The following is a 13,756-nucleotide window of genomic DNA, read 5'->3' as shown; positions in this document are numbered from 1 at the left end:
CTGATACAAAAGAAAAAACCAATAGGCAAGCAATATGCAAATCAGCAAACTAAAACTTGAAAATTATGGTGTTTTTACTGATGCAGAAATCACATTAGCCACAAAAAATGGCAATGAGAATAGCGCTAATATTACCGTGTTTATTGGTAATAATGCTTCAGGTAAAACCAGTATTTTAGATGCAATTGCAACCGGATTAAGTTGGTTTGTGGCAAAGCTAGAAGATAAAAATGGTGAAGGCAATTCTATTGATAAATCTAAAATTAATATTTCTTCAGACGTGGCTGTAATTTCTTTTGATAAAGATAGAATAGTGGCGGGTTTAGAATCTTACTCTTCTTCTAATTTATATTCTGATGCATTATCTTTTGAATTAACAACAACTCGTTATCTGACTAAAGAGAATAAACTATCTACTTACCCAGGAGATAGCTTCATAGAGTCATTTTCTGCTCCATATCACAATGCCTTAATGTCAAAAGAAAAAATAGAACTTAACTTCCCAATTACAGCCTACTATGGTGCAACTCGCCATACCTATGACACCACTATCAATAGTGCAATTCAGCCTAATAATAGTAATCAATTTGATATTTTATCAGCTTATAAAGATGCACTAGAGGCTAAAACCGATTACGCTGATTTTTTTGCTTGGTTTCGTTACCGTGAAGATGTAGAAAATGAAACTGCACCTCATACCAGCGTTATGAAATTGTTGGAAAAACATACCGATGTAAACAGTGAAATTTACCAAAGTATGTTAGCAGAACAGAAAAAATTACAAGATAAAGCATTAACTGCTGTACGTGATGCGATTAAAATTTTCTTATCTGATGATAATTCAATTATTGAGAATATCTATATTGAGCGCACACCCGATCTCTCTATGAAAGTCGTAAAAGACGGCACTCATTTCTCTATTGAACAACTTTCATATGGTGAAAAATCATTACTCGCCATGATTGGTGATATCGCTCGTCGTTTAACGCTTTTAAACCCAACCTTAGATAACCCACTTGAAGGTAAAGGGATTATTTTAATTGATGAGCCTGATGTGCATTTGCATCCACAATGGCAAAGACGCTTAATTACTTTATTAGATAAAACCTTTCCCAATTGCCAATTTGTATTAACCACACACTCGCCATTATTAATTAGTGATCATAAAGATATTCTTGTTTACACCATTGAGAAAGGACACGTTGAAGAAGTATCTTCACTTTATGGACGAATGTGAAACGGAACTTAAATTTAAGATAAATGGACAAGTTGAAGGATTAACAGAACGAGCGAGGGAAACAATTAGGATCCTGAATTTAGGGGATTGTGAAAAATCTAATAAGTCTTTAATTGAAAAACGAAAAAAAATTATTTATTCCATTTTATTATCAGAGGGAATTGATCCTAGTGAAGGATTAGATGATGCCGATTTACTTAATGATTTAATGGATAAACTTGCAAAACCTGATGATAAAGAGAAGTTAGAAAGCTTTTCACCAATTATTATCAACGTATTAAAACAGTGGCTAATTCATAATAAGTAAGGATAAAATTATGCTCTCTCACCTATCCAATATTAAAGTTCTATTTATTGCAGGTTTTGGTCCTATTACCGCTAATAACGTACAAAGCCAACAATTTTATAAAGATATTCTTAAACTTCCTTTAGAACCAATGGAAGGTAACAGTGATTATTTATCAACACCTGTAGATAAATTAAACGGTGTTAAGCACTTTGCATTATGGCCCTTAGCCCAAGCTGCCATCTCTTGCTTTGGTGAAGACAATTGGCCTAAAACACTCCCTATTCCACAAAGCTGGATTGAGTTTGAAGTTGAAGATATCAATACAGCGACTCAAACCTTAAAACAAGAAGGTTATCGATTACTGGTAGATAATCGTATAGAACCTTGGGGGCAAACTGTAACACGTTTATTAAGCCCTGAAGGAATGTTGGTAGGATTAACAATTACACCGTGGCTACGGGATAATTAATCCTAATTAGAGCCATAATAAGTATTTAAGATAATTTATATTTAATAAAAAATAGCCCACATTGTTATATGTGGGCTATTTTCATACCAGTTAAGTCACTTTCAATATATTAAAATCGATTAGATATTTAATTAATTCCTTATAACAAAACACCTATCTATTTAATATTTATGCATTACTATTATTCATATAATACTGATTTTGCTTCTTCTTTTAATTCGAGAGCGAGCTTTCTTATAAAACTAATTTGATTCATTGCATCATTCATCTCTTTTTCTAAACGAGCATCTAATCCTTCTACTGGCATTGGTGTTTCACTTGCACCACGATAAGGGATCCAGGGGTTATCACCTTCATCATCAAAACGAAAAGCCGGTGCGTAATAATCAACCTCTTCTTCTAAACCAAAAGATTCAACCTGAGGTTTATCGTCACCTAAACAAATAAGTTGTTTTAATAATATTTTTACGGGTACTTCACCTTCACCAGAAAGACTTGCTCTATGACCAAATCCTTTGCCTTCTGGAACTTTTACCGCATCTTTCATATGCACTTGAGTAATATTGTTTTTCATATTCTCAAATGCTTCAAGTGGAAGTTCATTAGCATTAAACATATTGCCAAAATCAAATAGTAATGAAAAATTAGCAAAATTAGCGTTTTCAACCAAGCTATTTAATTCATGACTTTTTAAATCTTCATGTTGCTCAATAACAAATTTTAAACCCGTTTTTTCATATTGGTTTTTAATATATTGGATATCTGAGCTCACTTTTTCTAACACATCTTGTAAATGCCCTTCATATCGTGGATAAAAGCGAATTGAACTGGCTGCTGTTTTTAATGCAATATCTACCGCTTTATCTATTGCTTCTGCCGCAGAAGAACTGGTTTCGATTTTAAGATCTAATCCATATTCTTTAGCCTTTTCACCAAAAGCGTTTAATTGTTCATCATTCATTTTACACAGTGATTGAGTTTCACCATCTTCAACATGGATCTTTACACCTGTAAGCGATTTTTGTTTTGCTATTTCCAATAAATCATTGGGTAGAACACGTTCTTTTCTCATATTTAAATGAAAGGCATATGCATGTAAATATAAAGGTATGGAGTCTACTCTTTCAATAATTTTTTTTGCTTCAATCGGTGTCATGGTATTTACCTCAAATATTTTTACTTTAATTATTTGTTATTTATTTTTTGTTATTGACTAACTTCATTTCGTTGCTTAATACGTTTAGATAATATTTTTGCTGTTGTATACGCTAATAAACTAAACATAATCATCATGCCAAAAACAAAGTTATAGCCTTTAATTCCAGGATAATTATCTAAGAATGAACCATAAACTGCATAAGCAAACATTGCTGGCATATAACCTAAAATACATGCAAATGCCATTGCAGAACCGGCATATTCACGTTTAGTACCAATTTCTTCCATTGGTGCAAAGAAAATAGCGCGTTGTGAGAATATTATTGCACCAAATCCTAATGTTGCTGTCATGCCTAAATAAACATTCATTGTTTCATGTGGTAACAGCATGAACATAGCCATTGCCGCAGCCGCTAACAACGATGTGAATTGTAAGAATTTAGTCGGTGATTTAAATACTTTATCAGATAAAAAGCCACCAATTGGACCACCAACCATTTTTAATGCATATTGGTTAATAATTCCATAGGCGCCAACTAAAGCAATAGGAAGTGCATAAATATCTTTAAGGAATGGAATAAAGTAAGTCAAACCACAATATGCCGAGTAAATAAAGAATATGGTCATTGAAGCTAGCCATAAATTAGGGCATTTAATAACACTCTTAATGCCTTCAAATACTTTTTTATTTGCATCACCAGTATTACTAGCAATGGTTTTATCGTCATCAACAATAAAATAAGTAATGATACCTATTATTATTGTCACTACTGTGTAGAATGTCAGCCCGGCTTGCATCCCCTCTTTACCTTCGCCAAATAAGACGAAAACATAAAGAGCACCTGATGCAATAATAACATCAACAATACCACGTCCAGCTTCTAAAAAGCCAAATAGACGCCCTTGTTCTTCTTTATTGCCAAGTAATCTAACCGCTTTTAGTAATACAGGCCAATATATAACATCAGCAAATAGTGCCATTACTGCAAAGCTAATTAAATAACCAGTAAAAGAAGGAAGCGTGGATAAATATGCTCCACATAATCCAACACCTATCAGACCTACGGGTAATAGGATCTTTTTAGAAAATCTATCCGCAATATATAATGATGAAAAAAGGCCAATAGTTTGGACTATTGTGTAAACGGTAAAACCTAAACCAATTTGCGCATTCGTCAACCCCCAATCTTGTTGCATTGGAACATAAAAAACGTCTTTCATACTAGACAATTTAAAAATTGTTCCGCCACCTAAAATTAGAAAGCTGAGTTTTATCCACTTATTCATAAGTCTGCCTTTTATTTTGAAACTACGGCTTCAACTTCAATTAATACATCTTTTGGTAATCGAGAAACCTCTACACAAGAACGTGCAGGATAGATTCCTTCATTAAAGTAAGATTTATATGTTTCGTTGAATGGCACAAAATTTGCCATATCACTAATAAAACAGGTTGTTTTTACAACATCGTCCATCGTATAACCCGCTGCAATCACAATAGATTGTAGGTTTTTCATTACTTGATGAGCTTGTTCAATAATGTCTTCACCCACAACAGAGCCATCTTGATGATGGAAAGGACAACAGCCTGAAATGTAGAGTGTTGAACCTACTTTTCTTGCTTGTGAATAAGGACCTATCGCTTTTGGTGCATTTTCTGTTGAGACAATCATTTTAAAACCTTCTGTTGTTAATGTTTCAGTGTGGACACATTTAAACACAGACAAAAAATAGCAACCGTGATTGGCGTCAATTTTTTGATTAAGTAAAAAAATATTTTACTAAGTATCTATTTTATGGTCTTAGTCTTGAATAAATTCACTATCTTTAATAGAATTGAACAAATTTTTAAGTTGGTGACTTAATATGGATATGAATATAAATCATGTATTTACAGAAGATGATCGCAAACTTCTTCGTTCTTATATCCCAATGATTGATTCTTTAGGGGAATTTTTTGGGCCTTATTGTGAAGTTGTCTTACACAGTTTTGAAGATTTACATAGCTCTGTTATTCATATTGCAAATGGACATATCACAGGTAGGACGATTGGCGCGCCAGTTACAAACATTGCGCTGGAAAAATTAGCAGGTTTTAGAAAGAAACACTCATCTTGGGAGGTCTATTTTAATATGAAAAATATTCGTCCTTTTCGTTCATCATCAACATTAATTGTCAATTTAAACGATCAGCCTATTGGTATGGTGTGTATGAATTTGGCGTTAGATATGCCTTTAAATGCGATGGTTGAATTAATTAATGCAAATAACAATTCAAAAAACGAAAACTTCTCACAAGATGTGAATAAATTAATATTGGATCACTTAGAACCAATTAAAAATACAGTTTATTCGAATAAAAACATACCAAGTAAAAATAAAAATTTCGAAATAATCAAAGAATTACACGATTGTGGTATGTTTGAATTTTCAGCAGCGCATAAAATTGTGTCCACAGAATTAGGCATAAGCTCTGCGACTATTTATAAACATATCAGAAAAATAAATTCACAAGAATAATCGTTTTGTTCAAATAAAAAAAATCCCACAACTTATTTAGTTATGGGATTTTTTATCGCTGAAAGCTAAATCAGCTTTCTTGGTGAATACTATCGAAATTAACGACGATCACCTAAAATACGCAGTAACATTAAGAACAGGTTGATAAAGTCAAGATACAGCGTTAAAGCACCCATAATTGAGTAACGACGCATATTTTCTTTATCTTCTTGGTTAATTTCGCTACCCATATCTTTTAACTTCTGAGTATCGTAAGCCGTTAAGCCTGCGAAAATCAGCACACCCGCATAAGAGATAATCATATGCATCATTGGGCTTTTCAGCCAGAAGTTAACTAATGATGCTAACAAAATACCGATAAGCCCCATAAACAAGAAGCTACCCATACCTGTTAAGCTACGCTTAGTGGTGTAACCGTAAACGCTTAGCGCACCAAACATCGCTGCACAAATAAAGAAAGTACTCGCAACAGAAGATGCTGTGTAAACGATTAATACACTAGAGATAGTGACACCGGTTAACGCGGAATAGAGCATAAATAGAGTTGTAGCAACTGCACCACTCATTTTATGAACCATGCCTGATAACACGAAAACTAAGCCTAATTGAGCAATAATAAGTCCAAAAAAGACGATATTGCTAGAAAAAATCATTGAAAGTAGCGTTTCGCTTGATGCGACATAAAGTGCAACAAACGCAGTCAGTAACAGCCCTACTGTCATCCAGCCATAAACCTGAGCCATAAAGGTTTGTACGCCAGAACCCGTGCGCTGAACTATTGAATCATTTGAACGTGAAAATCGATCCATGATGATTACCTTTTAATCATAGTAATAACGTTAGGTTTAGTAATAACGTTTATTTCAGTAAAGAGCTAGCAATTAGCTCATTAGAATTTAATTTTATCACACTGATTTTACATTTCCACGAAATAAACTGTATGAAATGTCACCAGAAAATAAATTTAGGTAAAGTAATGTAGGCATCAATTAAATAAAAAGATTTATTCCCAACGTTCTGCTGAGTCATGATCGCTTTGGCGAGCATCTACCCAACGCTCATTATCTTCAGATAATCCCTCTTTTTTCCAAAATGGGGCACGCGTTTTTAAAAAGTCCATAATAAACTCGGCAGATTCAAAAGCACTATTGCGATGAGCACTTGTTACACCGACAAAGACAATCTCTTCACCAATATTTAATCGACCGACTCGGTGGATTACACTCACTCGCTGTAAATGCCAGCGGGAACGCGCTTCGCTCACAATGTCATTAAGGGCTTTTTCAGTCATACCGGGATAGTGCTCTAATGTCAGTGCACTTACGACATCACCTAAATTATGATTACGCACTTTGCCAGTAAAAGTGACAACCGCACCATCACTTTCGCATTCAGATAACCATTGATATTGCTCGCCAACACTAAAATTTTCAGTTTGAACAGAAATATGCGTTAAGGCGCTCATATTATCCTCCAGTTACTGGTGGAAAAAATGCAATTTCATCACCATCAGAAAGGGCATGATCACCTTGTACAAAAGATTGGTTTACTGCTGAAAGTAATTTGCCATCTTCAAGCGCAAGTGACCAGCGTTCACCTTTAGCAATTAACGCATTTCGCAAATCGTTTACTGTTTGATATTCACAAGCAAGTTCTAGTGAATCAACACCGACTAGCTCACGGACTTGAGCAAAAAAGAGAACTTTAATCATGCTTCCACCTTAAAGTGACCCGATTTGCCACCTGTTTTCTCTAATAAACGTACAGGACCGATAACCATATCTTTTTGCACTGCTTTGCACATATCGTAAATGGTTAATGCTGCAACAGAAGCTGCTGTTAACGCTTCCATTTCAACACCCGTTTTTCCTGTTAAGCGGCAAACTGATTCAATACGTACACGATTAGAGTCGCTAAGTGCTTCTAAGCGAACTTCCACTTTAGTTAATAACAGAGGATGACATAAAGGAATGAGTTCCCATGTTCTTTTTGCTGCTTGAATACCTGCAATGCGCGCCGTTGCGAAAACATCACCTTTATGGTGTTTACCTTGCGTTATCATCGCTAATGTTTCTGCCGACATTTCAACAAAAGCTTCAGCACGTGCTTCACGTACAGTTTCAGCTTTAGCGCTAACGTCCACCATGTGAGCTTCACCAGCGGCATTAATATGAGTTAGTTGAGACATGCACAACTCCTGAAATTAACGAAATTACAGAGCGAGAAAAATTATCCACCGATAACGGACAAGTTCGGTGTAATACCGCTATCGCCCTGATGAAGAAAATGCGTTTCTCGTTTATGAAGAAGACCACCCTGAATGCGTTGCTGTAAAGCTTCTTGCTGATAATCATCAGCCAGTAAATCACGCAATGGAATACCATTTTCGCCAAATAAACAAAGATGGAGATTACCAATAGCGGAAACGCGTAAACGGTTACAGGTGAGGCAAAAGTCTTTTTCATAAGGCATGATAAGACCAATTTCACCTTGGTAATCAGGATGAGTAAATACTTGAGCAGGCCCGTCACTACGAGCGCGAGGAATTTGTATCCAACCTTCATTCAGCAAGCGTTGACGAATAACTTCGCCAGATAAATGAAATCGGTTGAAAATATCGCTGCCATCTCCCGTTTCCATTAACTCAATAAAACGCAACTGAATTGGTCGGTCTTTGATCCAATGAAGAAAATCTGGCAGGTTTTTATCATTCACGTTACGCATTAGCACAACGTTTACTTTTACTTTTTCAAAACCAGCAGTAAATGCAGCATCAATACCATCCATTACTAAAGAGAATTTATCTTGCCCGGTAATAGCATGGAATTGTCGAGGATCTAAACTATCAACACTGACATTAATTGCACTTAAACCAGCATCACGCCATTGAGCGACATCACGCGCTAAACGATAGCCATTGGTGGTAACTGCAATTTTTTTAATTGACGGTTCTTCGTTGATAGTCGCAATAATATCAGTAAAATCACGACGCATTGTTGGTTCACCGCCAGTTAAGCGGATCTTTTCTGTACCAAGGGCGGCGAAAGATTGTGTGAGTCTGCGAATTTCATCTAAAGAGAGAAATGACTTATGACCATTAGGTTTATAGCCATTAGGTAAGCAATAAGTGCAGCGGAAATTACATACGTCTGTAATAGAAAGACGTAGATAAAAAAACTTACGGGAAAACGCATCAACGAGTTGTTGCATAATAACACCTTTCCAAATTCGGGAGATGCTGGCATTTCTACCTTGCACCCTGGTGGCTTTTAGCCACGGCCAGAACATCATATCGTTTAGAAAAAGTTTTCGACTTAGATGCTAAGGCTAGGAGTTAATCTTTACCTGTTTTTGACAGGTTTCTTATACCTATATAATTAGTGTGGATTCTACCTTCTAATTTTACAAAAAGCGAACTTTGTTTTCGCTATATAATTTATAATACAACGACTTACAACACTTTAGTGCCTTTAATAACATAAGTAAAACCACTTTCATTGGTTAAATAATAGGCTGTTAATAGTAAATTAAAACTAGGAATGTGACGAAATCACGCCGTGATCATAGGCTTAAAAATTAATTGTGATAAATTAGCCGCAAATTTTTAAAATTAAACAGGACAAATATGCGAAATCGCACACTAAGTGATTTAGATCGTGTTGTTGCCCTTGGTGGTGGTCATGGTCTTGGGCGCGTGCTTTCTGCACTTTCCTATTTAGGCTCTCGCCTTACCGGTATCGTAACCACAACAGATAATGGTGGCTCTACAGGTCGTATTCGCCAAGAAGAAGGCGGTATTGCTTGGGGAGATATGCGTAATTGCATTAATCAATTAATTACAGAGCCTTCTGTGGCTTCTGCGATGTTTGAATATCGTTTTTCAGGAACGGGTGAACTTGCTGGACATAACTTAGGTAACCTTATGCTTAAAGCACTGGATAACTTAAGTGTTCGTCCTCTTGAAGCAATCAACCTTATTCGAGGTCTATTAAGAGTTAATGCCCATTTAATTCCGATGTCAGAACAAGCCGTTGATTTAATGGCTATCGACGATGAAGATCGTGAGATTTATGGTGAAGTTAATGTTGATAGCTTACCTGTTATTCCTAAAAGACTAGACCTTTATCCTAAAGTCCCAGCAACACGAGAAGCGATAGAAGCGATAGAACAAGCTGATTTAATTTTAATTGGTCCTGGTAGCTTTTTTACTAGCTTAATGCCATTACTATTATTGCCCGAACTTGCTCAAGCATTAAGACGTAGTAGTGCAACGACCATTTATATTGGTAACTTAGGGAAAGAGCTTAGCCCAGCAGCGGCAAGTATGACGATGTCAGATAAAATCGCCATGATGGAAAACTATATTGGTTCGCAAACAGTCGATGCGGTGATCCTTAGCCCTGAAACACAATATGAGTCGATGAAAGGTCGATTGATAGTACAGGCGCAATTAGAGGCAAAAGATGTCCCTTATCGCCATGATCGCCACCTTTTAAGTAAAGCGATTGAGTTAACATTACAGCAATTAGGTCAACGTAACGCGTTAAGTAATACCACACCGTAATCGACTGGCATTACACAAAATAACGAACCCTGTAGTGAAATAACGTATTGTATTTATTTCTAAATTTTAATAAAAAACCGCACCTGATAAGGTTATCTTAAAGGCGCGGTTTTTTTGTGTTTGTGATATCAACTGATCTTTTATTTTATATACAAGCCGTTTATACACAAATAAACTTGAATCACTTTCAATGTACTAGCTGTTAAGCTTTTTCAACGTAATACGCTGGCTGATTACTTCTTCGATTTCATCGAACGTCATCGGTTGATCTTCTTTCATAAATCCTAATCCAGCAACAGTACGAGTAAAAGAGATTAAATCAAGCGGAGGTAAGTCCATTAGCCAGTTTTCTTCGGTTGCTAAGGTATCTTCTGCATCAATGATATTTTGAATCGCATCTGAAAAGGCTTGATGAGAAGAGACCCAATCCTGATCACCACTTGCCCATAACCAACGAGTAGCAATAAAGTTTTTCCACATATCTTCCCAACTATCATAAACACGGCGTAACATTGATGCACTCATTAATGACCATGTTTGCGCTTCTTGCTGAGTAATATAACCTTGCTTACAACCTTCTAAACAGAGCTTACTAAAACGGCAAAAATCCCAAATTAAATATTTGCCATTTAGAATATTCATTCTGTTGGTGCTCATCATATCAATTTGCCAAAGACGTTCATTTTTATCATTTTCAGTTAATTCAGATAATAAAATATCATTTTTCATTGACTGAATATCACCGTCTTTAGCATCGACAATTTGATCACGTAGTTGATAAAAATCGTTGGTATGACCTTGTGTTAATAGCCAAAAGAGTTGGTAAATTAAATCCCAGCGGTCGTTAATTCCCCAACCTGCAGATAATCCACCATCACTTTCACCTTTTTGGTAATCATTATATGCCCACTCATTCATTACAGCGTAAGGCAGCCCAACATATAATCCCCACTCATTAGGTAATAGCATAGAAGGCTGACTATTTTCTTTTATCACAGGGGTTGGCTCCTGCCCTTTTGGTGGTTTTGATAAATTATGATCTTGAGCTGTGAATTTACGTAACCACTTAAAAATCAGAACAAGGAAAAAAACACCAATAATCACACCTACAGAGCTTGAAAACCCTGCAAAAACATAACCACTCATTCACTGTCCTTAATGTCTTTTTTATCTTTATAAATAATTGACGCTTTGCTTGGGGTATTTAAACAGCACAAGTACGTTAAGGGAATAACTATTGGATAAAAAGTCGAAGATAATAGAGAAAAAGGCATAATTACAGACAGGTATATTTAACAATACTTGTCATATTATGCCTTTAGCTTATATCTTCAAACTAATACTTAAACTTATACCTTTAAGTAATATGTTAAGAATTAGCGATAAATTGTGCTCTTAATGCTTGAAGTTTATCTCGAAGCCCTGCCGCTTTTTCAAACTCAAGATCTTTAGCATGTTGATACATTTGTGCTTCTAAACGTTGGATCTCTTTTTCTAACTCCTGAGTTGAGAGCAGTGGATAATTATCTTCAGGATGAACCGATTTATGGCTCTTTTTATTGCGCCCTTGCGATGGTTGACCAATTTTTAGAATATCGCCAACTTTCTTATTTAACCCTGTTGGCACAATGCCATTTTCTAAGTTAAATTGTTGCTGCTTCTCACGACGGCGCTCTGTTTCGTCTATCGCTTTTGCCATTGAAGCCGTGATCCTATCACCATATAAAATAGCTCTGCCTTCAAGATTACGAGCAGCACGACCAATAGTCTGAATTAAAGAACGTTCTGAACGCAAGAAACCCTCTTTATCGGCATCTAAAATCGCCACCAAAGAGACTTCTGGCATATCTAACCCTTCTCTTAATAAGTTGATCCCCACCAGCACATCAAACTCACCAAGACGTAAATCACGAATAATTTCGACACGCTCAACGGTGTCGATATCAGAGTGTAAATAGCGAACACGTTCACCATGCTCTTCAAGATATTCGGTTAAGTCTTCAGCCATACGTTTAGTCAGTGTTGTGACTAATACACGCTCATTTTTTGCCGCACGAATACGTATTTCAGAGAGTAAATCATCAACCTGAGTTGCAACAGGTCGTACTTCAACAATAGGATCAAGTAACCCCGTAGGTCGAACAACCTGTTCAATAATATCTGTACCTGATTTTTCTAACTCATATTTACCTGGTGTTGCAGACACATAAATAGTTTGAGGTGCTAATGCTTCAAACTCTTCAAAGCGTAGTGGACGGTTATCAAGGGCAGAAGGTAATCTAAAGCCATACTCTACTAGTGTTTCTTTACGAGAGCGGTCACCTTTATACATACCACCTATTTGTGGAATGGTAACGTGTGATTCATCAATAACTAACAATCCATTGGCGGGTAAGTAATCAAACAGCGTTGGCGGCGGCTCACCAGGTCCTCTGCCAGAGAGGTAACGTGAATAGTTTTCAATACCAGAGCAATACCCCAACTCGTTCATCATTTCTAAATCAAATTGAGTTCGCTGAGAAACCCGTTGTTCTTCAACCAGTTTATTATTCTCTAATAAAACTTTTTTTCTTTCAGCAAGCTCTACTTTGATATTTTCCATTGCATCAAGAATGCGCTCACGAGGTGTTACATAGTGAGTTTTAGGGTAAACCGTAAAACGAGGAACATTATAGTGAATTTGCCCCGTTAGTGGATCAAACAGTGATAACCGTTCAACTTCTTCATCAAATAACTCAACGCGCAGTGCGTAGTCATCAGATTCTGCTGGAAAAATATCGATAACTTCGCCACGAACTCGAAATGTGCCTCGCTGAAAAGCTTGATCGTTGCGGGTATATTGCAAGTCAGCTAAGCGACGCAAAATAGAGCGTTGATCGATAATCATGCCGTTAGAGAGGTGTAGCATCATTTTCAAATAGCTATCGGGATCACCCAAACCATAAATAGCCGAAACAGAAGATACTACAATAACGTCTTTACGCTCTAGTAACGCTTTAGTTGCCGACAAACGCATCTGTTCAATATGTTCGTTAACAGAAGCATCTTTCTCAATAAAGGTATCAGAGCTAGGTACATAAGCTTCTGGCTGGTAATAATCATAGTAAGAGACAAAATATTCCACCGCATTGTCAGGAAAGAACTCTTTCATTTCACTATAAAGCTGTGCTGCCAATGTTTTATTGGGTGCAAGGACCATGGTTGGTCGATTAAGGTTTGCAATCACATTGGCAATAGTGAATGTTTTACCTGAACCAGTTACCCCTAAAAGAGTTTGGTGTGCCAGCCCATCTTCTAACCCTTCACATAATGAAGTGATAGCCGCGGGTTGATCGCCACCAGGCTTAAATTCTGAATGCAGTTTGAACGCTTTGCTCATATTTTCATCTCCTAACTAACCTCCTTTATAATACTGGATAAAAATCCAGCTTCAATCTCTATCTATTAAAATTTATCTCAATAATTAAGCTCAGGTTATCCCCAGTTTTAAAACTGGGTTTTTAAAAAAAATCAAGCCCC

At 36.3% G+C, this 13,756-nt stretch carries 15 protein-coding genes and 1 riboswitch; of the genes, 5 read left to right on the top strand and 10 right to left on the bottom strand.

Annotation, left to right across the window (positions count from 1 at the left end; translation table 11 throughout):
- Positions 1–34: 34 nt before the first annotated feature.
- From ABN099_RS09895 to ABN099_RS09885, 3 genes are read left to right on the top strand one after another with little or no spacing between them, the layout of a single operon-like run.
- Entirely contained in the window at positions 35–1,237 is a 1,203-nt protein-coding gene (locus ABN099_RS09895; protein ID WP_349463558.1) for an AAA family ATPase, read from the top strand.
- Positions 1,224–1,544 carry a hypothetical protein gene (locus tag ABN099_RS09890; protein ID WP_349463556.1) on the top strand — a complete coding sequence of 107 codons (321 nt, stop codon included), beginning with the start codon at positions 1,224–1,226 and terminating at the stop codon, positions 1,542–1,544. Before ABN099_RS09895 ends, ABN099_RS09890 begins: the two co-directional genes overlap by 14 nt.
- 10 nt (positions 1,545–1,554) lie before the next feature.
- Positions 1,555–1,995 carry a glyoxalase gene (locus tag ABN099_RS09885; RefSeq protein ID WP_349463555.1) on the top strand — a complete coding sequence of 147 codons (441 nt, stop codon included), beginning with the start codon at positions 1,555–1,557 and terminating at the stop codon, positions 1,993–1,995.
- 181 nt (positions 1,996–2,176) lie between these two features.
- On the opposite strand, the gene ABN099_RS09880 is transcribed toward ABN099_RS09885, so the two are convergent.
- From ABN099_RS09880 to ABN099_RS09870, 3 genes are read right to left on the bottom strand one after another with little or no spacing between them, the layout of a single operon-like run.
- On the bottom strand, positions 2,177–3,151 hold the full coding sequence (locus tag ABN099_RS09880) for a sugar phosphate isomerase/epimerase family protein (protein WP_349463554.1): 975 nt from the start codon (positions 3,149–3,151) through the stop codon (positions 2,177–2,179).
- A gap of 50 nt (positions 3,152–3,201) precedes the next feature.
- Positions 3,202–4,440 (bottom strand): MFS transporter, encoded by a 1,239-nt coding sequence (locus tag ABN099_RS09875; RefSeq protein ID WP_349463552.1) that lies wholly within the window; start codon positions 4,438–4,440, stop codon positions 3,202–3,204.
- A gap of 11 nt (positions 4,441–4,451) precedes the next feature.
- A complete protein-coding gene (locus ABN099_RS09870; RefSeq protein ID WP_349463550.1) occupies positions 4,452–4,826 on the bottom strand; it encodes a RidA family protein in 375 nt (124 codons plus the stop codon).
- A 193-nt stretch (positions 4,827–5,019) separates the two neighbouring features.
- On the opposite strand from ABN099_RS09870, the gene ABN099_RS09865 reads away from it, so the two are divergent.
- On the top strand, positions 5,020–5,673 hold the full coding sequence (locus ABN099_RS09865) for a helix-turn-helix transcriptional regulator (RefSeq protein WP_349463549.1): 654 nt from the start codon (positions 5,020–5,022) through the stop codon (positions 5,671–5,673).
- A 98-nt stretch (positions 5,674–5,771) separates the two neighbouring features.
- Here the strand turns inward: ABN099_RS09865 and ABN099_RS09860 are convergent, their stop codons facing one another.
- The 5 genes from ABN099_RS09860 to moaA form a co-directional block, all read right to left on the bottom strand.
- Positions 5,772–6,482, bottom strand: coding sequence for a Bax inhibitor-1/YccA family protein (locus ABN099_RS09860; protein WP_349463547.1), 711 nt, complete (start codon positions 6,480–6,482; stop codon positions 5,772–5,774).
- 194 nt (positions 6,483–6,676) lie between these two features.
- A complete protein-coding gene (gene moaE, locus ABN099_RS09855; RefSeq protein ID WP_349463546.1) occupies positions 6,677–7,138 on the bottom strand; it encodes a molybdopterin synthase catalytic subunit MoaE in 462 nt (153 codons plus the stop codon).
- Between the two features lies 1 nt (position 7,139).
- The gene (gene moaD, locus ABN099_RS09850; protein WP_349463545.1) at positions 7,140–7,385 is read right to left on the bottom strand and encodes a molybdopterin synthase sulfur carrier subunit; all 246 of its coding nucleotides are present in this window, start codon (positions 7,383–7,385) and stop codon (positions 7,140–7,142) included.
- Positions 7,382–7,861, bottom strand: coding sequence for a cyclic pyranopterin monophosphate synthase MoaC (moaC, locus tag ABN099_RS09845; protein ID WP_349463544.1), 480 nt, complete (start codon positions 7,859–7,861; stop codon positions 7,382–7,384). The genes moaD and moaC overlap by 4 nt, the downstream gene beginning before the upstream one ends.
- A 41-nt stretch (positions 7,862–7,902) precedes the next feature.
- Positions 7,903–8,883 carry a GTP 3',8-cyclase MoaA gene (gene moaA / locus ABN099_RS09840; RefSeq protein WP_349463543.1) on the bottom strand — a complete coding sequence of 327 codons (981 nt, stop codon included), beginning with the start codon at positions 8,881–8,883 and terminating at the stop codon, positions 7,903–7,905.
- Positions 8,873–9,019: riboswitch (molybdenum cofactor riboswitch) on the bottom strand. (Overlaps the previous gene by 11 nt.)
- A 279-nt stretch (positions 9,020–9,298) precedes the next feature.
- Here moaA and yvcK point away from each other — a divergent pair.
- Complete coding sequence (gene yvcK / locus ABN099_RS09835; protein WP_349463542.1) at positions 9,299–10,237, top strand: uridine diphosphate-N-acetylglucosamine-binding protein YvcK; 939 nt, start codon at positions 9,299–9,301, stop codon at positions 10,235–10,237.
- Positions 10,238–10,432: 195 nt separating this feature from the next.
- Here the strand turns inward: yvcK and ABN099_RS09830 are convergent, their stop codons facing one another.
- Positions 10,433–11,383 (bottom strand): DUF1266 domain-containing protein, encoded by a 951-nt coding sequence (locus ABN099_RS09830; protein ID WP_349463540.1) that lies wholly within the window; start codon positions 11,381–11,383, stop codon positions 10,433–10,435.
- 223 nt (positions 11,384–11,606) lie between these two features.
- Positions 11,607–13,616: an excinuclease ABC subunit UvrB gene (gene uvrB, locus ABN099_RS09825; protein WP_349463539.1), complete on the bottom strand. Its 2,010-nt coding sequence runs from the start codon at positions 13,614–13,616 to the stop codon at positions 11,607–11,609.
- Positions 13,617–13,756 lie beyond the last annotated feature (140 nt).

This window comes from Proteus hauseri (assembly GCF_040139125.1).
Taxonomy (GTDB): Bacteria; Pseudomonadota; Gammaproteobacteria; order Enterobacterales; family Enterobacteriaceae; genus Proteus; species Proteus hauseri_B.
This window is presented reverse-complemented; position numbering and strand designations above follow the sequence as displayed.

Excerpts from the sequence above, each read along its gene's own strand:
- ABN099_RS09895 (WP_349463558.1), top strand. The coding sequence starts at position 35 with ATGCAAATCAGCAAACTAAAACTTGAAAATTATGGTGTTTTTACTGAT.
- ABN099_RS09890 (WP_349463556.1), top strand. The coding sequence starts at position 1,224 with ATGGACGAATGTGAAACGGAACTTAAATTTAAGATAAATGGACAAGTT.
- ABN099_RS09885 (WP_349463555.1), top strand. The coding sequence starts at position 1,555 with ATGCTCTCTCACCTATCCAATATTAAAGTTCTATTTATTGCAGGTTTT.
- ABN099_RS09880 (WP_349463554.1), bottom strand. The coding sequence starts at position 3,151 with ATGACACCGATTGAAGCAAAAAAAATTATTGAAAGAGTAGACTCCATA.
- ABN099_RS09875 (WP_349463552.1), bottom strand. The coding sequence starts at position 4,440 with ATGAATAAGTGGATAAAACTCAGCTTTCTAATTTTAGGTGGCGGAACA.
- ABN099_RS09870 (WP_349463550.1), bottom strand. The coding sequence starts at position 4,826 with ATGATTGTCTCAACAGAAAATGCACCAAAAGCGATAGGTCCTTATTCA.
- ABN099_RS09865 (WP_349463549.1), top strand. The coding sequence starts at position 5,020 with ATGGATATGAATATAAATCATGTATTTACAGAAGATGATCGCAAACTT.
- ABN099_RS09860 (WP_349463547.1), bottom strand. The coding sequence starts at position 6,482 with ATGGATCGATTTTCACGTTCAAATGATTCAATAGTTCAGCGCACGGGT.
- moaE (WP_349463546.1), bottom strand. The coding sequence starts at position 7,138 with ATGAGCGCCTTAACGCATATTTCTGTTCAAACTGAAAATTTTAGTGTT.
- moaD (WP_349463545.1), bottom strand. The coding sequence starts at position 7,385 with ATGATTAAAGTTCTCTTTTTTGCTCAAGTCCGTGAGCTAGTCGGTGTT.
- moaC (WP_349463544.1), bottom strand. The coding sequence starts at position 7,861 with ATGTCTCAACTAACTCATATTAATGCCGCTGGTGAAGCTCACATGGTG.
- moaA (WP_349463543.1), bottom strand. The coding sequence starts at position 8,883 with ATGCAACAACTCGTTGATGCGTTTTCCCGTAAGTTTTTTTATCTACGT.
- yvcK (WP_349463542.1), top strand. The coding sequence starts at position 9,299 with ATGCGAAATCGCACACTAAGTGATTTAGATCGTGTTGTTGCCCTTGGT.
- ABN099_RS09830 (WP_349463540.1), bottom strand. The coding sequence starts at position 11,383 with ATGAGTGGTTATGTTTTTGCAGGGTTTTCAAGCTCTGTAGGTGTGATT.
- uvrB (WP_349463539.1), bottom strand. The coding sequence starts at position 13,616 with ATGAGCAAAGCGTTCAAACTGCATTCAGAATTTAAGCCTGGTGGCGAT.